The sequence below is a fragment of the Vibrio sp. AIC-3 genome (assembly GCF_013114515.1).
Classification (GTDB): Bacteria; Pseudomonadota; Gammaproteobacteria; order Enterobacterales; family Vibrionaceae; genus Vibrio; species Vibrio crassostreae_C.
In genome coordinates this window covers 161,989-182,597 of the sequence record NZ_VTXG01000005.1, presented here as the reverse complement: position 1 = coordinate 182,597, position 20,609 = coordinate 161,989, and the positions used below count along the sequence as shown (strand labels likewise).

Below are 20,609 nucleotides of genomic sequence, written 5' to 3'. Positions count from 1 at the left end.
ATCAAAACGCCCGCTATCTAGCGGGCGTTTTTTATATCTGTATACTGAAAACATCAGCCATCCAAGAAATCTTCTATGCGCCTTCTATCCACACTACTGGTATGTAGTTTTTCCATTAGCGCTTTATCTGTTCACGCTTTCGCATACGTCCCTCTTGGTAAACTGCCCGATGGTAGTAGTACGAGTTTGATACTCAAATCATTGAGTGATGATTCGAGCGAGCTTAATTCCAATAGCAATGACTTTTATCCACCAGCCAGCACGTTAAAACTGGTGACGGCTTTAGCGGCCAAGCTAGAGTTGGGAGATGACTTTCATTACACGACTAGCATTCTTCGTTCTGGCAATGATTCAATCATTTCATTTAGCGGAGATCCAACTCTGCAACGTGAACAGCTAAAAAGCCTGTTAGCTCAGTACGCTAAGTCGCAATCCAGAACCATCAAAGGCAACTTATACCTCGATAACACGGCTTATACCGGCTATCAACGAGCGGTGGGTTGGCCTTGGGACATTCTAGGCGTTTGTTACAGCGCGCCCTCTAGTGCGATGACCTTAGACAGCAACTGTGCACAAGCCTCTATTTATACAAAAGATAACGGCAGCACTCGCGTCTATATTCCCGCTCACTATCCGATAGACGTGACGACCACCGCTGCCACGGTAACTCGCTCTGGGCAGAAGGCAACACAATGCGACTTGGAGCTCATCACGACACCAGATAACGCTTACAAGCTCTCTGGTTGCTTGGTTGAGCGTAAAAAGCCACTGCCACTCAAGTTCGCGATTCAAAATCCAGAACTTTACACCTATCAAGTCGTTACATCGCTTCTCAAAGAACTGAAAATAGAAGTAAAAGGTGATGTGATTATTGGTAAAAAAGCGCAAGCAGACAAAACCACGTTAGTCGCTAGTCACAACTCAGAAAAGCTTCCTGAACTGCTCGATATCATGCTCAAGAAGTCAGATAACCTTATCGCAGATAATCTAACTAAAACGCTAGGAGCAACATTTTATGTTCAACCGGGCAGCTTCAATAACGGCACTGAAGCAATAAAACAGATACTGCTGACCAAGGCTAATATTGACCTCAGTAAAGCGCAGCTCGTCGATGGTTCAGGGTTATCCAGAAATAACCGAATGAGGTCACAGACCATGGCTCAAGTGCTTCGTTATATCTGGGAAAACGATCAACAGCTCAGCCTGATTGAGGCTATGCCTACATCTGGCACTGATGGAACGCTCAAATACCGTCAGAGCATGAGAAAAGCACCGATTCAAGGCAACATTATCGCCAAGAGTGGTTCTCTATACGGCAGTTACAACATGGCGGGATACGGATTAGATAAAGCGGGAAAACCAAACTCTCTGTTTGTACAATTTGTCCGTGATTACTTCCCTGAAGAACAAGATCCAGACAAACCAGTGGAAGCACCTATCACCCAGTTTGAGCGTGCTTTCTACAAAGATGTGGTCGAGTTCAGTCAAACACAAAGCAAATCTAAGTAATGCTTAGCTCTGTGTAAACTTCTACTCAAACAATAAAAATGGCGCTGAAGACCTTAAATCTTCAGCGCCATTTTTGTTTCTCAGATGTATTTAGCTATTTTTATAGGAGCTAAGCGATACCGAGGAATGAGTTAACCACAGTGAAGTAGATCCACATTCCTGAGATATCAACTATGGAAGCAAGCACTGGGCTCACTAACACCGCTGGATCAAGCTTAAATAGCCTAGCAACTATCGGCAATCCGCCACCCAGCACGGTTGATATGGTCACCTGAATAAACAGCGCTACCGCAATAGCTAACGCAATCATGTTGATATCATAACCACCTGTCGCTTGGTTTTCACTAAAGAGCAAAATACGTCCAATCATCACTACAGCAATCGCTAAAGCTAAACAAATAGCAACTCTAAACTCTTTCCATAGAACGTTAGCCCATTGGCGTTTTTTCAACTCACCTGTGGCTAAGGCTCGGATCACCAAAGTCGCTGCTTGTGTTCCGGTGTTACCACCAGCAGCAGCAATTACCGGCATGTAGATTGCCAAAAGTACCAACTGACTGAGAATGTCTTCATACTGAGCAATGATAAGCCCTGAGACGATTCCCAATAGTGCTAACGCAATAATCCAACCGATACGCTGCCTGACGTGGCTCATGACGCCAGTCGAAAGGTAACCCTGTTGAGGTTCTACCTCAGAGTAGATCAGCCCTAGTTGGTGAGCTAGATGTCGAGAGCGCTTCTCAAAGCCCTGCTCTTCTAGCTCACTAAGTAAAGTCTGAATCGTACTCAAAGAGCATTGCCCCAGCACTAGCACCGCATCTTCGAGCGGCATTCGATTCAAAAGATTAATTTGTTGTTCACGTCCGTACTGTTGAAATGCATTCGATACAGCTTGGATGTCTTGCTCTGAGTACAGAGCTTCAATAGATAAAAAAGTGTTGTTCATTACCGTCATGGCGAATCTCCCGATTGGCAAAGGTAACGACCATCAAAACAAATAGCCTATAGCTAATACACCAAGAGCGTACAGCTAAGCGCACCAAGAGCTGAAAGCTACTGGTGTGTCTACTTGTTAGAATCTAGTGTGTGGAAAAGAATGAGGGGGAAAAACAAAGATACCCTACCTGAACGGCAGGACAATAGATCAATACCGAGACAGGTTATTCTTCTCCATTCAAACTAGGAGGATGGTCGGTATTGTTCATAAAAATCTCCAGAATTACTGTCAATTTGACAGCGCGCATAGTGTAGCAATAGGCGTTTCAAAGTTTCGTCAATTTTAAGTCAATAAAAAAGGCATCCGTGGATGCCTTTGGTTCAATTATTGATGTGCATTATTACTTAATAGTAATACGAGCAAACTTACGCTTACCTACTTGGTAAACGGCAGTACCTGCTTCAGGCACGAATTTGCTGTCTTCAATCTTCTCGCCTTCAAGCTTAGCAGCGCCTTGCTTGATCATACGCATCGCATCAGAAGTCGAGTTTACAAGACCCGCTTCTTTTAGAACGTTCGCAATTGGCAGGCCTGCTTCGAATTCAAACTCCGGCATTTCATCAGGAACTTGGTTCTTAGCAAAACGGTTAACGAACTCTTGCTCAGCGGCTTCAGCATCTGCTTCACTGTGGAAACGAGCGATGATCTCTTTAGCAAGAAGCACTTTAACGTCACGCGGGTTCTTACCTGCATCAACGCCAGCTTTCAGTTCCGCAACTTCTTCAAGAGGACGGAAAGACAGCAGCTCGTAGTAGCTCCACATTAGATCGTCAGAGATAGACATGATCTTACCAAACATCTCGCTTGGTGCTTCGCTAATACCGATGTAGTTATGCGCAGACTTAGACATCTTCTTAACGCCGTCTAGACCAACAAGTAGTGGCATCATTAGTACCGCTTGTGGTTTTTGACCTGCTGCTTTTTGCAGTTCACGACCCATTAGAAGGTTAAACTTCTGGTCAGTACCGCCAAGCTCAACGTCGCTCTCTAGTGCAACAGAGTCGTGACCTTGTAGAAGTGGGTACATGAATTCGTGGATTGCGATCGGTTGACCACCAGCGTAACGCTTTTTGAAGTCATCACGCTCAAGCATACGAGCAACAGTTTGGTTAGAAGCAAGACGAATCATGCCTTCAGCGCCAAGCTCAGATAGCCATTCAGAGTTGAAACGAATTTGCGTCTTCGCAGGATCTAGAATCTTGAATACTTGCTCTTTGTAAGTTTCAGCATTCTTCAATACGTCTTCGCGGCTTAGCGGTGGACGTGTTGAGTTTTTACCTGATGGGTCACCAACCATTGCAGTGAAATCACCGATAAGGAATGTCACTTCATGACCAAGCTCTTGGAAAGCACGAAGCTTGTTAAAGATAACCGTATGGCCTAGGTGGATATCTGGAGCTGTTGGATCGGCACCCAGCTTAATGCGTAAAGGACGACCTTCTTTTAGTTTTGCAATCAGTTCGTCTTCTGGAATCAGTTCTTCTACGCCACGTTTGATCTCGGCTAGTGCAGCTTCAATACTCGCCATTCTTGTTCACTCCCACAGATTTGGCAAAAATACATTAATTAGACATCTTACTTGAATAGCGATGTATTTTGAAACCAGTTACACTATTCCGTCGTCGATTTTCATAATATTTACAGAACGAACCGGAACATGTTGTCTATTTTTGCACGCCTTCCTATTTTGCACCGGGCTTTTATCGCATTTTTTAGTGCCATAATTTTCGTCGCGATTTTCTTACTCCCCGACGTCAACAGTTTGCGTGACGATTCGGGCGCTTTAGTTGTGGGAAAACATTACCCACTGACTATCAATGCCTCTGCACTTATTAGCTCAAGTGACGCTCCACCGACGGCAGTGCTCAATTGGGAGAAATACACCGTTCGCTCTGGCGAAAGCACCTCTGTTTTATTTGAACGTATTGGCCTCTCATACCGTCTGCTGATCACGCTACTCAATACCAATAATGATATTAAGAAGCAGCTGTCTAACCTAAGACCTGGTGATGTCTTGCAGTTCGGCTTTGATGAAAACAACGACCTTATTCAGTTAAAACGACAACTTAGTGCGTTTGAAAGCTTCAAGATCACTAAATCTGGCGATTCTTTCTCATCAAGTTTCGACAAAAAAGAAGTGGTATACCAATACAATTATGCCGAAGCCAACATCACCTCTAACTTCTGGAACGCTGGCGTCAGCGCAGGTTTAACCGCAAACCAAATTATGGAACTGGCCGGCATCTTCGGTTGGGATATCGACTTTGCGTTAGATATTCGTAAGAACGACAGCTTCAAAATCTTATACCAAGAGAAAGTGGTTGAAGGTGAAGTAGTTGGTCGCGGTAAGATCATGGCAGCCGTATTCAAAAACCAAGGCGATTCATTTACCGCGGTATTGGATGATAAAAGCGGCAACTACTTCGATGAAAATGGTCGTGCGATGAAGAAGGCGTTCTTGCGCTCACCAATTGATTTTCGTCGCGTAACATCGAACTTTAACCCTACCAGGAGACACCCAGTAACCGGTAAGATTCGAGCTCACCGCGGTACTGACTACGCAGCCCCTGTTGGCACGCCTATCTGGGCAGCCGGTGACGGTATTGTTCAGAAGTCAGGTTACAACCAATTCAATGGTAACTACGTGTTCATCCGCCACAGCAACACCTACATCACCAAGTACCTGCACATGAAGCGACGTATGGTGAAAACCGGTCAGCGCGTAAAACAAGGCCAAACCATTGGTACTTTGGGCGGTACAGGCCGTGTGACTGGCCCGCACTTACATTATGAATTCTTGGTTAATGGCGTACATAAAAATGCGCGTACCGTGAAATTGCCTCAATCCAAGTCGTTAACTGGTAAAGCAAAAGCAACCTTTATTGCCAACTCAGAGATTCGATTAAGAAACCTTGAGCGATACGGTCAGTTACTAGCGACTAACTAGGCGTTTGTAGCTTCACTGCAAAATAGAAAAATGCAAAGAGCGCCCATCAAGGCGCTCTTTTTTATGCTCACATACCACAACTAGCTACTGTTTTTCAGGTTTGTTGTTCCGTCCAAGCATTAATAAACAAGGGGTTAATACTAAAGTCAGCACCGTGGCAAACGCCAAACCACCAGCAATAGCGGTCGCAAGCTGTGACCACCATTGTGTACTTGGCGCGCCAAACTCTATCTTTTGATTAATCAGGTCGATGTTCATCTCTAACACCATCGGCATTAAACCTAAGATAGTCGTAACCGTCGTGAGCATTACTGGCCTTAAACGCTGAACACCGGTTCTTAGAATCGCATCTCGCTTGTCCAAGCCTCTTTTGATGAGCTGATTATAAGTATCAATCAACACGATGTTGTTGTTCACGACTATGCCGGCGAGCGCTATTACCCCAATTCCCGACATCACAATGCCAAACGGACGTTGGAAGATCAGTAAGCCAACGAACACGCCAACGGTCGAAAACAATACAGCACTCAGAATCAAAAACGCTTGATAGAAGCTATTGAACTGAGTAATCAGAATCAAAGCCATTACCGCCAAAGCAACCAAGAAAGCACTTTGTAAAAAGGCTGACGAGTTTTCTTGTTCTTCGTTTTGACCACGGATGCGAAATTCCACGCTACTCGGCAGCCCTAGCTCACTCAATGCTTGTTCGATCTTTGGTAGTTCGAGAGCAAGGTTATACCCTTCTTCCATATCCGCCATGATGTTCACCACACGCTTGCCATCAAGGCGTTTAATGGTGTCTTGCTTATGGTCGGGAACGATCTGAGCGAAATTAGTAATAGGTACTAAACCTGCTGGCGTTTTCACCCTAAGCTGGTCGAAGCGCCCGATATCACGCTTATCATTAGGGTAGCGCACCAAGATATCGACCTCTTCTGAAGAGTCATCGGGCAGATAATCACCAATCTTGAGACCATTAGTCACGAATTGAACGGTATTACCCACTAAGGTCGCATCAGCTGCAAAGCGCGCAGCATCGTCGCGGCGAATATCCACCTTCCAATCGATGCCATCTTTACTCGCAGTATCGCTGATATTGGTCAGTGCTTTATTTCCATCAGCCCAACCTCTCACAATTTTTGCAGCCTGATTGAGCTGCTCTGGAGTTCTTGCCGACAGCTCAATCACTAAGTCATTTTCAACCGGAGGCCCAGCATCAGGGAACTTATATTCAATCTCAACACCAGCGTATTGATCGGTTTGTACCTTCAACTCATCAATAATCGCCTTAACGCTGCGACGGTATTGCCAGTCAACAGGCGTAATTGAGATCAAACCAATCTGGTCGTCACCACCAGTACGCGTGTAAACGGTATCGAACTCATCATGATTGAGCATCATCAGTTCAATATCACGCATGATGTCATCCTTTTCTTGGATAGACAGATCCCCATGCGAGCGAACTTTGACATTAAAGAATGGCGGATCAACTTCTGGGAAGAACTCTGCACCTAGACCCGCTTTTGAATAAGTAAAACCAACTGCAACCGCGAGCAGTGCCGCACTGAACAAAATCTTAAAGGGGTGTTTAATCGCTAAAGAAAGCGTGTGGTAGTAAGCCTTGGTTAAACCAGTAGCCTGTGAAAAGTCACCATTATGCAGTGCGACCATTCGAGCTTGGCTTTTAGACGATACGTATTGAGGTTTGCCAATCAAACCGCCCAGCACGGGCACAAACAACAACGCCATGATCAATGATGCAGTTAAAGTCGCGATCAGAGTTAGTGGTAAGAACTTCATAAATTCGCCCGTCACATCAGGCCAAAACAGTAACGGAGCAAATGCGGCTAAGGTTGTGGCAGTCGATGCGGTTATCGGCCACGCCATCCGTTTCGCTGCATCTCGGTAAGCGGCTTTGCGCCCTTCACCCTCTTGCATTCGCCTGTCTGCAAATTCGGTCACCACAATCGCACCGTCTACTAGCATCCCCACCGCCATAATCAGAGAGAACAGCACTACGATGTTGACGGTTAAGCCAAACACCGAAAGAACCAATAACCCGGTTAGGAATGAGCCTGGAATGGAAATACCCACTAACAAAGCGGTACGCACACCAAGAATCGCGATGATAACGATCACCACCAGAATAATGGCAGATAAGATATTGTTTTGCAGATCATTAAGCATGATCTTCACATCTTTAGATTCATCCCAGGTGTATTTGACCAACAGGTTATTTGGCCATTCCGCTTGCTGCTGAGCACCAGCCATTACCGCTTTGACTAGCTCAACGGTTTCGATGATGTTCTCACCTGCACGCTTCTTGATATCCAACACCACCGCAGATTTGCCATCTAAACGAGCAAAACTTTCAGGATCTCGAAACGCTCGACGAACCGTAGCGACATCGCCAAAAGTGACCACCTGCTTGCCATCCACTTTAATAGGCAACTCAAGCACGTCTTTTAAGGAGTTAAATACCGAAGGGACTTTGACAGAAAAACGTCCGTAGCCAGTATCAACAAAACCTGCGGCCACCACTCGATTGTTCAGAGCGATCAGATTATAGATATCCGCTTGATCTAAGCTGTAGCTCTCCATCAATAACGGATCGACAATGATCTCGACGATGTCAGCGCGATCGCCCGCAATATCGACTTCAAGGATTTGGCGATAGCTTTCTAATTTGTCTCCAAGCTCTCGGGCAATTTGCACTATGGTGCGCTCAGGAACGGTACCGAATAGCACAACAGACAAAACAGGTTGCTCAGAAGCCAGCGTCACCTCATTTACGGTTGGTTCGTCACTGTCTTCTGGTAGTTTTGGTTTAGCCAGATCAACCGCGTCACGCACATCGGCCATTGCTTTGGTGAGATCGACGCCAACATTAAACTCCAACACAACAGAGGCATGCCCTTCTGCTGCGGTTGCTGTCATCTCTTTTACGCCTTCAATCGACCTCAGCTCTTGCTCAATAGGTCGAACCAATAAACGTTCTGCATCCGTTGGCGAGATCCCTTGGTGCCCGACCGAAACATAGATAATTGGGATGGTAATGTCTGGGCTCGATTCCTTAGGTATCGTGATATAGGTGACGACACCGGCTACAAGGATTAACGCTAAAAGGGAGAGCATTGTTCGAGCACGAGACAAGGCTGCATCAATAATTGAATACATCGGTTATCTCCTACTCTGCGGTTACGTTAGAGAGTTCAGCGACTTGCTCAACAGCAATCACCGAATCACCATCACGCACAAACCCTTGGCCTACTGTGATGATATCGACGCGTTGTCCAAGTCCTGTGAGCCAAACTCCATCTTGTTCGGCCTTTACTAGCTGAATGCCTACAAACTTCACCGTTGGTGAGTCATCGACTGAAACCAAGGTTTTGACCCCTAGGTTACCCGCCTCATCCAATGCTAGCATCGCCGGTGTTATCTTTATTGCATCTCTTGTTTCTAGGTTGAGTTTAACTTCGGCACTGACACCTGCTGGTAATAGGCCTTTAGAGTTATCGATTTCTATCTCGATTGGGAAGGTATTAGTAGCAACAGAAGAGATACGAGAAACATAGCGTAAACGGCCTTCCGCTTCTTCTCGCCCTAACAAACGAACCAAAGCAGATTGATTGACTAGCAAATGTTGGATATGACGCTCACTGACATCCGCCTCAATAACCAAAGGATCGAGGTCAATCACGCCAGCAACAGGATCGCCAACACTAACGAAATCACCGAGCTCCACCATCAAATCTTGAACCACACCCGAAAAAGGCGAAGTAATGACAGTATTCTTTAAAGCCAATTCCGCATTGCGCATCATGGCTTTTGCTTCTGTTAATGAAGCCTCAGCTGTGGTGTAGGCGATTTCACCTTGCAGTCCTCTTTTCTTCAGTGACTGCGCCGCTTTGAACTCTTTCTGCTTCAAGCGATATAATGCAGATGCTCGCTCTAGTTGAATCTCTAAATCACCCTTATCTATCTGGGCAATGGCTTGTCCTGCTTTAACCATCCCCCCCTTAACAACATTCAATCTGACAATCTTACCCGCGACTTCTGCACCTAGACGAGCATGCCTATCGGGCGCCGTTCTTCCATAGAGATCAATCGTTTTAAAGGTCGGTGATGAGGTGAAGGTTTGAAAGGAAACCTTAGCCAGCGGAATTTCTGTTGCTTTTTTCTCAGGCGACTCTTCTGCTTGCCCTACGCCTAAACCAAGCCAGATCGACAACAACACGACTAGAGTCAGAGAAACCAGCCACGGCTGCTTCAATTTCTGAAAAAGTGGTGAGTTAGAAAATAGAGTGGGCATAACAAATCCTTTTGTCCGATGTCATTCAGGCGCGCTAGTTGGCTTAATAGCGTGATGTGCAACTTCCTTATGCACAAAGGTAACCTTAACAGACCAATCCTCAACGAAGTTGGACGCTATCGACAGTTTAAAAAATATGCCGTGTACTAAAAATGAGAGGAATGCTTTGAAAAGTAATAAGTTACTAAGTAAAAACAAAAACGCCGAACATAAGTTCGGCGTTTGAAATGTATCTAATACAGCTTTGAGCTCAAGCTATTTTCAACTCATGCTATACGCTGAATGATGCGCCACAACCACATGTTGTTGTAGCGTTCGGGTTGTTCACAAAGAAGCGTGCGCCTTCTAGGCCTTCAGTGTAATCAACCATGCCGCCCATTAGGTATTGTAGGCTCATTGGATCAACAACCAGCGTTACACCGCTGTTTACAATTGTAGTGTCGCCATCATTTACTTTTTCATCAAATGTGAAGCCGTATTGGAAACCGCTACAACCACCACCTGTAATGTATACACGCAGTTTTAGTTCTGGGTTTTCTTCTTCAGCAATTAGCGTTTGTACGCGGGTAGCTGCTGCATCAGAAAAAGACAATGGGATATTTACTTCGCTCACGACAACCTCTCTTACCTGTGTCAAAAACAACATGATACAAATCTAATTCGAGACCATAGTTGTTGAGTATTTTCTTATATTCCGGTGATTATCTAATACCTGACTGAAACGTTCAAGTATTCACCACAGGATCGGTCCTTTTACTGCTGTAAACTCACCAATATCTAACAATTAAAACGTGTAACCACACAAAACAACCAGATTCGGGTGATTATCTGGGCGAAAGCATTCCTAGTTGGATTAGGGATAGGTACAATGCGTGCCAATTGGTCCGACAGTCAAAAGAGGATATATCAATGACCAAATCAGCAGAGCTGTACGAAAAAGCACAGCAAACTATTCCTGGTGGCGTAAACTCTCCAGTTCGTGCATTCAATGGCGTAGGTGGTTCTCCAATCTTCGTTGAACGCGCTGATGGCCCACTTATTTTTGATGCTGATGGTAAAGCGTATATCGATTACGTTGGCTCTTGGGGGCCAATGATCCTTGGTCACAACCACGCTGTTATTCGTGATGCTGTGATTGCAGCAGCTCAACGCGGCCTTAGCTTCGGTGCTCCAACCGAAACTGAAATCAAAATGGCTGAACTTGTATCTGAGATGGTTCCATCAATGGAACAGCTACGTATGGTGAGCTCAGGTACAGAAGCAACAATGAGCGCGATTCGTCTAGCTCGTGGCTTCACTGGTCGTGACAAAATTCTTAAGTTTGAAGGCTGCTACCACGGCCACGCAGACAGCCTACTTGTAAAAGCTGGTTCTGGCGCACTGACTTTAGGTCAACCAAGCTCTCCAGGCGTACCGGCTGATTTTGCGAAACTAACGCTAACAGCAACCTTCAACAATCTAGATTCAGTACGTGAAATCTTCGCAGCAAACAAAGGCGAGATCGCTTGTATCATCGTTGAGCCAGTAGCGGGTAACATGAACTGTATCCCTCCTGTAGAAGGCTTCCACGAAGGTCTACGTGAAATCTGTGATCAAGAAGGTGCATTGCTAATCTTTGATGAAGTAATGACAGGTTTCCGCGTTGCTGAAGGTTGTGCTCAGGCTTACTACAACATCAAGCCAGACCTAACGTGTCTTGGTAAAGTGATTGGCGGCGGCATGCCTGTCGGTGCTTTCGGTGGTCGTAAAGACGTGATGCAATACATCGCACCAACTGGCCCTGTTTACCAAGCGGGTACGCTTTCAGGTAACCCTGTTGCAATGGCTGCTGGCTACGCATGTTTGAACCTTCTACGAGAAGAAGGCAACGAAAAGCGTCTAGCTTCAAAAACTAAGCAGTTGGCAAAAGGCTTCAAGCAACTTGCTGACAAGCACGGCATCCCGATGCTAGTTCATCAAGTTGGCGGTATGTTTGGTTTCTTCTTCACTGACCAAGAAACTGTGACGTGCTACGAAGATGTAACTAAGTGTGATGTAGAACGCTTCAAGCGCTTCTTCCACCTAATGTTAGATCACGGTGTTTACCTTGCACCTTCAGCATTCGAAGCAAGCTTTACTTCTCTTGCTCATGGTTCAAAAGAACTTGATGCAACACTAGAAGCTGCTGACCGCTCTCTTGCGATCATTGCTGCTGAAAGCAAATAATCGAAAGCACTTTATAAGTCGCTAACCGATTGAATTTAGGGCTGCATTAAATGCAGCCCTTTTTTATATATCGCGCTCACCAGCCACAAATATGACAGCTTATTTAGCCGTCGACTAAGGCTAAAGCTGAACCAAAAGCATTAACGTTCCCAGAAAAGGAAAACCAACAACATCAAGGTACCAAGGAACACTCTGAACCAAGGGATCTCTTTTTTTGTTTGCTGTTCTTCGTCTTGGCATTTCTTATCTTTATTACAGCATCCCATTATCAAAACTCCTCATTGCTAACTCTCTGTTTTGCAGCCATTATAAACTCAGAACGCAAATATAGAGACCATTACCGTGTCAGAAAAACTCAAAATCAATTCCAGCCACTGGGTGATCATCATTGCCCTACTCGCGGCGGCTTATGCTTGTTACTTGCTTATCGAGCCATACGTTAACTCTATCGTGATGGCCTTTATCATTTCACTATTGATGTTCCCAATCCATGAGTGGCTTGAAAAAAAGCTCCCGAATAAAGAAAACATCGTCTCTCTGCTGTCTTGTATCATACTGACCTTCATTATTGTTATCCCTTTATTGGCAGTATTCGCAGCAATTGTTCAGCAAGGTTCTCTGTTCTCTCAGAATACTTACCAATGGGTGACCCACGGTGGCATTCAGACTCTGTTTGCTCATCCGTTAGTGGTCAAAGCGCTGTCATTTGTGAATAACTACCTGCCTTTCGACAACATTGAGCCCCAAGCCATCGCACAAAAAGTCGGTGAGTTTGCGACCAGCTTTGGTTCTAAGCTAGTTGGTATCAGTGCCAAAATCTTAGGTGACGCAACCAATTTCTTGATGGATTTCTTCTTGATGCTGTTCGTTTTGTTCTTCTTATTAAGAGATCATGACAAAATCATCAGTGTGGTTCGTCATATTCTGCCGCTGTCTCGTAGCCAAGAAGACAAACTTCTAACAGAGATAGAACAAGTATCTAAATCAGCAGTAATGGGCTCATTCTTAACCGCAATAGCGCAAGGTTTTGCCGGCGGTTTAGGTATGTGGATTGCCGGTTTCCCAGGTCTATTTTGGGGTACTATGATGGGCTTTGCCTCTTTCATCCCAGTTGTGGGTACCGCATTAATCTGGATTCCAGCAGCAACCTACTTGTTCCTAACTGGTGATACCACGTGGGCGATTTTCCTAACGGTTTACTGTGTAGCGATTGTTGGTTCAATTGATAACCTTCTGCGTCCGCTGCTAATGCAAGGCAGTGCAGGCATGAATACCCTGATGATCTTCTTCTCACTATTGGGTGGTATTCAACTGTTTGGCCTAATTGGTCTTATCTACGGACCATTGATTTTTGCGATTACCATTGTCCTATTCAACATCTACGATGAAGAGTTTAAGGACTTTTTAAACCAGCAAGACAAGAGTTAACGAACTTGACGTCAACTTGATTGGCGAACCCGTATTAAACACTTCAAGCTTTGGGCGGATTATGCGAAAATCCGCCCTCATTTTTTGCTAACGATTCAACAGAGTGTCCTATGTCAGCTTATATTGCACCAAGCCAGATTGCTCAACGCCAACTCGCCTACTTTGAAGGCAAACATGTTTTAGTTGCCGGTGAGGCAGAAGACTTGTTCCCTGTTGAGTTAGCGAAGCATTGTGAATCTGTCTCTGTGTTTACTTCTAATTACAGCTACTACCGTCAATTAGAAGGCTACAACACCATCCAACGTTTTTATGGTGCGGAGTTTACCGAAGAGACTAAAGCCGACTTAGTGATGTTGTACTGGCCAAAAGCCAAAGCGGAAGCGGAATTTTTGTTGGCGATGCTATTTGCCAAGCTAGGCAAAGATACCGAGATCGTCGTGGTTGGTGAAAACCGTTCAGGCGTGAAAAGCATCGAGAAGATGTTTGCTCCTTACGGCAAAGTTGTTAAATACGATTCAGCGCGTCGTTGCTCTTTCTACTGGGGTCAATGCTTCGAGCAACCACAAGCGTTCAACCTGCAAGACTGGTTTAAGACCTACACGGTTAACATTGGTGAGCAATCACTTACGGTAAAAAGCCTTCCTGGCGTCTTCAGTCACGGTCAATTCGATGTCGGTAGCCAACTTCTGTTGGATACTCTGCCAAAACTAAAAGGCAAGGTACTGGATTTTGGCTGTGGTGCAGGCGTATTGGGCGCGGTGATGGCATCTCGTAACCCAGATATCGAGCTAGAAATGTGCGACATCAGTGCATTTGCCGTGGCATCAAGCCAAGCAACGCTAGAAGCGAATGGTTTAACGGGTAAAGTCTTCGCATCCGATGTCTATTCTGATACTGCAGAAGACTATCAGTTCATCATCAGTAACCCACCATTCCATTCAGGTTTAGACACTAGCTACAGCGCGACTGAGACCTTACTTTCTCAGGCTCCTAAGCATTTGAAGCGTTCTGGTGAGATGATTATTGTTGCGAATAGTTTCTTAAAATACATTCCAATTATTGAACAAGCGTTTGGAAAATGCGCGACTCTAAATAAGACCACTAAATTCGCGATCTATCACGCAAACAAATAACCTCTCTAGCACAGCGCAGGGTCATTATCTGCGCTGCCTGTTCATATTTTTGTCAAAACTCTATAAAAATGAGCTTTTGCACACGCTTTAAATACCACTTACTTGTCAAAGTAAAAAAACTCGTTAATTTCGTTAAATTGGAACCCGTTAATTCTATTCTCTGTACTTGTTTTCGCCCCTTTTAGCAGTACATCAAAGGAAAGTAGTACCCAATTTATGTTTAGATTCTATCGTAAGCAGAAGTTTAAGCGCCTTCAAAATACCCTAATGCTGGCATTTCTTGTCCTCAGTATTACCCCTGTGACACTTATCGCGATATTTTTCCTCCAATCGCACAGTCAGGATCTCCAGGAACAAAGCACCTCACACCTTGTTTCGGTTCGTGATACTAAGCAGCAGCAAATTGTCGATTACCTACAAGCTCAAGAATCCCAAGTGATGGGCTTTGTTCGCTCAGAATTGGCCAATGCCAGTGGCGGGCGATTTTATGGTTTGATCAATGCATTTCAACGATTGGGGTTAGATATTGACGAGGCACGCAGTAATGCACAGCAGCGCTATATTCAAGGCTCTGGCGATCAAATCAAAACGTCGATCCTCCCTGAATCCAGCAGCTTTATTGGCAGCGAGCGTTATCGCCTGCTCCACAAGCGCTACCATAATGCTTACCTAGAACTGCTTAAACGCTCTGATTTTGACGATATTCTCTTAGTTGATATCAACGGTAACGTCGCTTATTCCGTCTTTAAAAATGACGATTACGGCACCAATCTGCTGACAGGAAAATACAAGGACTCCAACCTAGGTATTACCTTTCAACGACTAGCCAAAGACGTAACCGACCGACGCAAATCTAACGAAGATTACACGCCGGTTATCGTTTCTGACTTTAAAGACGAGAATGGCAAACAGACCGCATGGCTAGGCGCACCTATCGTTCAACAAGGCTACCTACACAGTTACGCGATGTTTAGGCTACCAATCAACGGCATTACTAAGTTGATTGCGGATCTCAACAAGAGTTCGAATATTCAAACGCTGCTTGTAGGTGATGATCACCTGCCGCGTAGCCTTGCTCATTCACAAGAATCTATCAACTTGAGCCTAGATGTTGTCGATAAAGCATTGGCTGGCGAAACAGCGGTTGGCACCTTCGACAACACCCTAGATCAAGCGATCATCGCGGCATATACGCCAATTGAGCTGAAATACGCAACATGGGCTCTTGTCGTAGAGCTGCCAGAGAAAGAGGCGTTTGCCCGTATTCATCAGTTAGAAAAGATCTTCGTGATCGTGATGCTAACGGCGATCATTCTGGTAGTCGTTGCATCGCACTATCTGTCTAACTTCATCACATCCCCACTGCTTAAACTGACGTGGGCTGCCGAAAAAGTATCGGCGGGTGATCTCGATGAAACCATGATCAATACCGAGCGCAAAGATGAGGTAGGCCGACTCGCGGTGAGCTTCGAAAGAATGCAGCGATCTATTCGTGAAAAAATGCAGCTCATCAAAAGCCAAAACGATGAGCTTGAGGACAACCTTAAGACCATTCAAAAGCAAAACGAAGAGTTACAACTGGCAAATAAACTCAAAGATGAGTTCTTAGCGACTACTTCACATGAATTGAGAACACCACTGCATGGCATGGTGGGTATCGCTGAAGCGTTGATATCTGGAGCTAACGGCCCTATTCCTGCTAATCAGAAATATCAGTTGGATATCATCATCAATAGCGGTCAGAGATTGGCGACCTTGGTTGATGATCTGCTTGATTATCACAAGATGCGCTATGGCAGCTTAGATATTAAGAAATCAGCCGTTGATTTGTCGGCAGCCACCAGCTTGGTCCTAGAGTTGTCTCATCACCTATTGGGCAATAAGCCAATCCGTATTATTAACCAAGTCCCAAGTGATTTAGGTCTGGTTTCATCGGATCCTCAACGACTTGAGCAAGTGATGTATAACTTGGTCGGCAATGCCATCAAGTACACCTCAGAAGGTAAAATTGTTATCTCTGCCAGCGTTATCGATGACAACATTCGTGTACAAGTTGTCGATACTGGCCAAGGTATACCGGCCGAGTACCTTGAGCACATCTTTGAGCCATTGATTCAAGCAGGCCAAGATGCGAGTAACTACCGCCAAGGTGCAGGGCTTGGACTATCGATCAGCCGTCAGTTGATCGAGCTAATGGGCGGTTCACTGTACGTAAGTAGCCAACCAATGCTTGGCACTACGTTTAGCTTTACCCTGCCCCTAGCGACTCAAGGTGAGCTGGACAGTTACAACGAATCAGGTCACTACTCTCACTTCCAAGCGCCTGATTTAATTGATAACAGCCAACAAGAAAACAGTGTTATCAGTGAAAACCCAGATGGCCCGTTATTGGTTATCGCCGATGATGAGCCGGTTAACCTGCGAGTATTAGACAGCTTCTTGAAGTTAGAAGGTTATCGAGTACGTACTGCATGTGATGGCCCTGAAACCATTGAACTGATTGAGAAAGAGAAGCCAGAGCTGCTTCTGCTCGACATCATGATGCCAGGAATGAGCGGCTATCAGGTTTGTGAAGCACTGAGAAAGCAATACGATCATGCTCAGTTGCCAATCATCATGCTAACGGCACTCAACCAAGCAGAAGACCGTGTTCGAGGTTTCGAAGCGGGTGCCAATGACTACTTGTCTAAACCGTTCAACAAACAAGAACTGGCGGCTCGAATTACAGCACATCTATCAGCAAGCAAAGCCGAACAGAGACGCCTTGAAAACGATCAACTGCAACTCGAACTCAAACATAGAGCGATGGTTGAAGCTAACTTGCTAGAAACTCAAGGCCGCTTATTGGAGCAGCTAGAATCGGCACCTGAAGCCATCATCTGTATTCGCGATGACCAACGCATTCGTTTTGCTAACGAAGCCGCAGCGAAGCTATTCAGACGCGGACAGGAGCAACTCAAACGCTCAATGGCCGACGAGATCATTGCGCCTAAATACCTTAAGGTAGAACAAGCCCACTACTGCGGTGATATTGATATCTATATAGACGATACACGTCAGCGCATACCAAGTGACATCCTTAAGCTGCCTGAAGGCTCAGGGCTCGACACCATGTATATCTTCAATGTAGGTGGTGGTGTTAACTCAAACCGAATCAATAACCTTGAAACGGCGGTTGAAGCTCTCTCTAGTTATGCCTTTGAAGGCGACAAAGATAAGTTGCAACAGTTGAAGGAGCTTGGCGGAGAATTTACTCGTCTTGCTGACAAGGCAACCGGTGAAGGTAAAAACAAGCAAGAGTTAATGCGCGAGGTACTGGTCGATGCGATGACGAATGCCATCATCTACTGGGAATCGGTGACTGGTGAAACCAAGTTCGCTTTCGCCGAAAAGAGTGGCTTGTGGCGCGTCTACTTAGACCGCAGTACGCTGCAAACTCGAACGCTAGACAAATACCTACGCGTAGAAACCCTACCGAAAACCCCTCGCTGGCGAACGGTACTGAGCTCAATCGAATTCATACTGGAACACTGTAAAGAACAGACGCCAGAAAGAACCCATATTGAGATGCTAAGAGATAAACTTCAGAAACTACTGACCAGTTAATCCCTGAACCAACATCACGATACTTTGAATAATAGAGCCCACCTAGCGTGGGCTTTTTTGTACGCCTCATAAACACAAAAAGTAGAATCCCAACGCTTGCAACGCACTTTTTTTACGCCTTTAAACAAGGGGAAATTCACGCCAATTACGCACAGTGCGTGCTGGTAACCGTCAGTACTTTTCGTTCTATTCTCAATCATATCTGACCGTTATCTGACTCTTTGTTGCAGTTTGAGAAGCGAGTCACAACAGAACGGCAGATTTAATTTTCTAGGGAAATTTAACGTAAAACTGGCAAGTGACCGAGATCTACAATTATACCAAAGTAGGGTAAGGCATTATAATAAAAAGCCTTTAAAGTTAGTGGCCACTTACAATCTGCAAGAACCTCAAAACCAAATGCGAGTCACATCACTTTAACAATTGCGTACAAAAAACCACCAAAGCAACCTATTTTGACGTTAATGACGTGGGGTTGTGTGTTTTTAACGTTTTTGACGGGAAACGAGTTTGATTAATTCATCGATAAGGTGTTTTCTTACTCCTGCCAAAGGCCTACAGGCCACTCTTACCACTTCTCAGAATCAACGATGAATCTGGAGCAACGAAGAAGAGGTAGGCCTTTAACCAGAGTGTGTATCTACTAAACAATTTAGCGACAGATAACATTCAATCCATTAGTGAAATGAAAGCAAATAGTAAGGAACAGCTATGCTTGCCAATATAAAAAAAACAGCAATAGCAACAGCAATTATTGCAACTGCTACAACAGGTTTTGCATCAGTAGCAACCGCTGCAGAACGCAGTGAACTGACCGTTCACCCGAAAGAGTACACTACATTCGTACGTAACTTTAACCCGTACCTTGGTGCTACTAACCTACATACTACAACTGACTTCATGTATGAGCCGCTAGTAGTATTTAACGAAATGCACGGTAACACTCCAGTGTTCCGTCTAGCTGAAAACTTCAAGATGTCAGATGATCTGATGAGCGTTGTTTTCGACATTCGTAAGGGTGTTAAATGGTCAGACGGAGAAACTTTCTCTGCTGATGATGTTGTTTTTTCTTTCAACCTTGTAAAAGAGAAGCCAGAGCTTGACCAATCTGGTATCAACTCTTGGGTAACTTCTGTAGAAAAACTGAACGACAACCAAGTTAAGTTCACACTAACAGAAGCAAACTCAAACGTACCTTACGAGATTGCTAAAGTACCTGTAGTACCTAAGCACATCTGGAAAGACGTTAAAGATCCATCAACGTTTACCAATGAGAACCCGGTAGGTTCTGGTCCATTTACAGAAATCGATACGTTTACAGCGCAGCTATACATCCAGTGTGCAAACCCGAACTACTGGGATGCAGACAACCTAGATGTTGACTGTCTACGTGTTCCACAAATTGCGAACAACGACCAATTCCTAGGTAAAGTTGTAAACAGTGAAATGGACTGGACGTCTTCTTTCGTTCCAGATATCGATCGTACATACGCAGCAGCTAGCCCTAAACACCACTACTGGTACCCGCCAGCAGGTACACAGGCATTCATCGTTAACTTCAAGCACCCTGATGCTGCGAAGCATGAAGCATTGAGCAACGTTGACTTCCGTCGTGCTTTCTCTATGGCTCTTGACCGTCAAACTATCATCGACATCGCATTCTACGGTGGCGGTACTGTAAACGATTTCGCATCGGGTCTTGGCTACGCGTTTGAAGCTTGGTCTGATGAAAAAACTCATGACAAGTACAAAGGCTTCAACACTTACAACGCTGAAGGCGCGAAGAAGCTTCTTGCTGACGCTGGCTTCAAAGATGTAAACAAAGATGGTTTTGTTGACACTCCATCAGGCAAGTCTTTCGAACTAATGATTCAATCGCCAAACGGCTGGACTGACTTCAACAACACAGTTCAACTAGCGGTAGAACAGCTAAACGAAATCGGTATTAAAGCAAAAGCTCGTACACCTGACTTCTCTGTTTACAACCAAGCAATGCTTGAAGGTACATACGACGTAGCATACACAAACTACTTCCACGGTGCGGATCCATACACGTACTGGAACAGTGCTTACAACTCATCACTACAATCTGGTGATGGTATGCCTCGTTTCGCAATGCACTTCTACAAAAACGACAAGCTAGATGGTCTTCTAAACAGCTTCTACAAAACAGCTGATAAGAACGAGCAGCTAGACATTGCACACGGTATCCAGCAAATCATCGCTGCAGACCAAGTGACAATCCCTGTGATGTCTGGTGCTTACATGTACCAATACAACACAACTCGCTTCACTGGTTGGTGGAACGAAGAAAATCCAAAAGGCCGTCCAAACATTTGGGCTGGTATTCCAGAGCGTCTACTTCATGTACTGGACCTAAAACCAGTTAAATAAGTAATCGTTCAATCCTTGCGGCGTAACCTCTTACGCCGCTTATAAAAATCCCCACACTCTCAATTGAAAGTATGGCGC

The 20,609-nt window shown here is 45.0% G+C and carries 13 protein-coding genes; 7 read left to right on the top strand and 6 right to left on the bottom strand.

All coding sequences use genetic code 11. The features are described from left to right. Window positions 1-75 precede the first annotated feature (75 nt). Window positions 76-1,509 (top strand): serine-type D-Ala-D-Ala carboxypeptidase, encoded by a 1,434-nt coding sequence (gene dacB / locus F0229_RS06010; RefSeq protein WP_171732451.1) that lies wholly within the window; start codon window positions 76-78, stop codon window positions 1,507-1,509. Between the two features lie 109 nt (window positions 1,510-1,618). Here the strand turns inward: dacB and F0229_RS06005 are convergent, their stop codons facing one another. Further along, window positions 1,619-2,464 (bottom strand): magnesium transporter, encoded by an 846-nt coding sequence (locus F0229_RS06005; RefSeq protein ID WP_102428941.1) that lies wholly within the window; start codon window positions 2,462-2,464, stop codon window positions 1,619-1,621. A gap of 382 nt (window positions 2,465-2,846) precedes the next feature. Beyond that, window positions 2,847-4,034: a tyrosine--tRNA ligase gene (gene tyrS / locus F0229_RS06000; protein WP_017059402.1), complete on the bottom strand. Its 1,188-nt coding sequence runs from the start codon at window positions 4,032-4,034 to the stop codon at window positions 2,847-2,849. A gap of 129 nt (window positions 4,035-4,163) precedes the next feature. Between tyrS and F0229_RS05995 the strand changes: the two genes are divergently transcribed. Then, window positions 4,164-5,453: a peptidoglycan DD-metalloendopeptidase family protein gene (locus tag F0229_RS05995; RefSeq protein WP_065584911.1), complete on the top strand. Its 1,290-nt coding sequence runs from the start codon at window positions 4,164-4,166 to the stop codon at window positions 5,451-5,453. An 84-nt stretch (window positions 5,454-5,537) separates the two neighbouring features. Here F0229_RS05995 and F0229_RS05990 read toward each other — a convergent pair whose 3' ends face one another. From F0229_RS05990 to erpA, 3 genes are all read right to left on the bottom strand, one after another. Next, the gene (locus tag F0229_RS05990; RefSeq protein WP_017063268.1) at window positions 5,538-8,630 is read right to left on the bottom strand and encodes an efflux RND transporter permease subunit; all 3,093 of its coding nucleotides are present in this window, start codon (window positions 8,628-8,630) and stop codon (window positions 5,538-5,540) included. A 10-nt stretch (window positions 8,631-8,640) separates the two neighbouring features. Further along, window positions 8,641-9,765 carry an efflux RND transporter periplasmic adaptor subunit gene (locus tag F0229_RS05985; protein ID WP_017059405.1) on the bottom strand — a complete coding sequence of 375 codons (1,125 nt, stop codon included), beginning with the start codon at window positions 9,763-9,765 and terminating at the stop codon, window positions 8,641-8,643. Window positions 9,766-10,036: 271 nt separating this feature from the next. After that, entirely contained in the window at window positions 10,037-10,378 is a 342-nt protein-coding gene (gene erpA / locus F0229_RS05980) for an iron-sulfur cluster insertion protein ErpA (protein ID WP_004734539.1), read from the bottom strand. 296 nt (window positions 10,379-10,674) lie between these two features. Between erpA and hemL the strand changes: the two genes are divergently transcribed. Continuing rightward, window positions 10,675-11,970 (top strand): glutamate-1-semialdehyde 2,1-aminomutase, encoded by a 1,296-nt coding sequence (gene hemL / locus F0229_RS05975; RefSeq protein ID WP_010436060.1) that lies wholly within the window; start codon window positions 10,675-10,677, stop codon window positions 11,968-11,970. 140 nt (window positions 11,971-12,110) lie between these two features. On the opposite strand, the gene F0229_RS21955 is transcribed toward hemL, so the two are convergent. Next, window positions 12,111-12,236: a hypothetical protein gene (locus F0229_RS21955; protein ID WP_301338064.1), complete on the bottom strand. Its 126-nt coding sequence runs from the start codon at window positions 12,234-12,236 to the stop codon at window positions 12,111-12,113. A 76-nt stretch (window positions 12,237-12,312) separates the two neighbouring features. Here F0229_RS21955 and F0229_RS05970 point away from each other — a divergent pair, with 76 nt between their 5' ends. The 4 genes from F0229_RS05970 (at window position 12,313) to F0229_RS05955 (ending at window position 20,531) form a co-directional block, all read left to right on the top strand. Then, window positions 12,313-13,398: an AI-2E family transporter gene (locus F0229_RS05970; RefSeq protein WP_017059406.1), complete on the top strand. Its 1,086-nt coding sequence runs from the start codon at window positions 12,313-12,315 to the stop codon at window positions 13,396-13,398. A 110-nt stretch (window positions 13,399-13,508) separates the two neighbouring features. Continuing rightward, a complete protein-coding gene (gene rsmC, locus F0229_RS05965) occupies window positions 13,509-14,531 on the top strand; it encodes a 16S rRNA (guanine(1207)-N(2))-methyltransferase RsmC (protein WP_017066801.1) in 1,023 nt (340 codons plus the stop codon). Window positions 14,532-14,747: 216 nt separating this feature from the next. Continuing rightward, window positions 14,748-18,137 (top strand): response regulator, encoded by a 3,390-nt coding sequence (locus F0229_RS05960; protein ID WP_171732450.1) that lies wholly within the window; start codon window positions 14,748-14,750, stop codon window positions 18,135-18,137. A 711-nt stretch (window positions 18,138-18,848) separates the two neighbouring features. Continuing rightward, the gene (locus tag F0229_RS05955; RefSeq protein ID WP_017056650.1) at window positions 18,849-20,531 is read left to right on the top strand and encodes an ABC transporter substrate-binding protein; all 1,683 of its coding nucleotides are present in this window, start codon (window positions 18,849-18,851) and stop codon (window positions 20,529-20,531) included. The last annotated feature ends 78 nt before the right edge of the window (window positions 20,532-20,609 follow it).

Bases quoted from the DNA above. Each gene is read 5' to 3' on its own strand.
- F0229_RS05955 (WP_017056650.1), top strand. From the start codon at position 18,849: ATGCTTGCCAATATAAAAAAAACAGCAATAGCAACAGCAATTATTGCA.
- rsmC (WP_017066801.1), top strand. From the start codon at position 13,509: ATGTCAGCTTATATTGCACCAAGCCAGATTGCTCAACGCCAACTCGCC.
- F0229_RS05985 (WP_017059405.1), bottom strand. From the start codon at position 9,765: ATGCCCACTCTATTTTCTAACTCACCACTTTTTCAGAAATTGAAGCAG.
- F0229_RS21955 (WP_301338064.1), bottom strand. From the start codon at position 12,236: ATGGGATGCTGTAATAAAGATAAGAAATGCCAAGACGAAGAACAGCAA.
- hemL (WP_010436060.1), top strand. From the start codon at position 10,675: ATGACCAAATCAGCAGAGCTGTACGAAAAAGCACAGCAAACTATTCCT.
- F0229_RS05990 (WP_017063268.1), bottom strand. From the start codon at position 8,630: ATGTATTCAATTATTGATGCAGCCTTGTCTCGTGCTCGAACAATGCTC.
- F0229_RS06005 (WP_102428941.1), bottom strand. From the start codon at position 2,464: ATGACGGTAATGAACAACACTTTTTTATCTATTGAAGCTCTGTACTCA.
- tyrS (WP_017059402.1), bottom strand. From the start codon at position 4,034: ATGGCGAGTATTGAAGCTGCACTAGCCGAGATCAAACGTGGCGTAGAA.
- dacB (WP_171732451.1), top strand. From the start codon at position 76: ATGCGCCTTCTATCCACACTACTGGTATGTAGTTTTTCCATTAGCGCT.
- F0229_RS05995 (WP_065584911.1), top strand. From the start codon at position 4,164: ATGTTGTCTATTTTTGCACGCCTTCCTATTTTGCACCGGGCTTTTATC.
- F0229_RS05960 (WP_171732450.1), top strand. From the start codon at position 14,748: ATGTTTAGATTCTATCGTAAGCAGAAGTTTAAGCGCCTTCAAAATACC.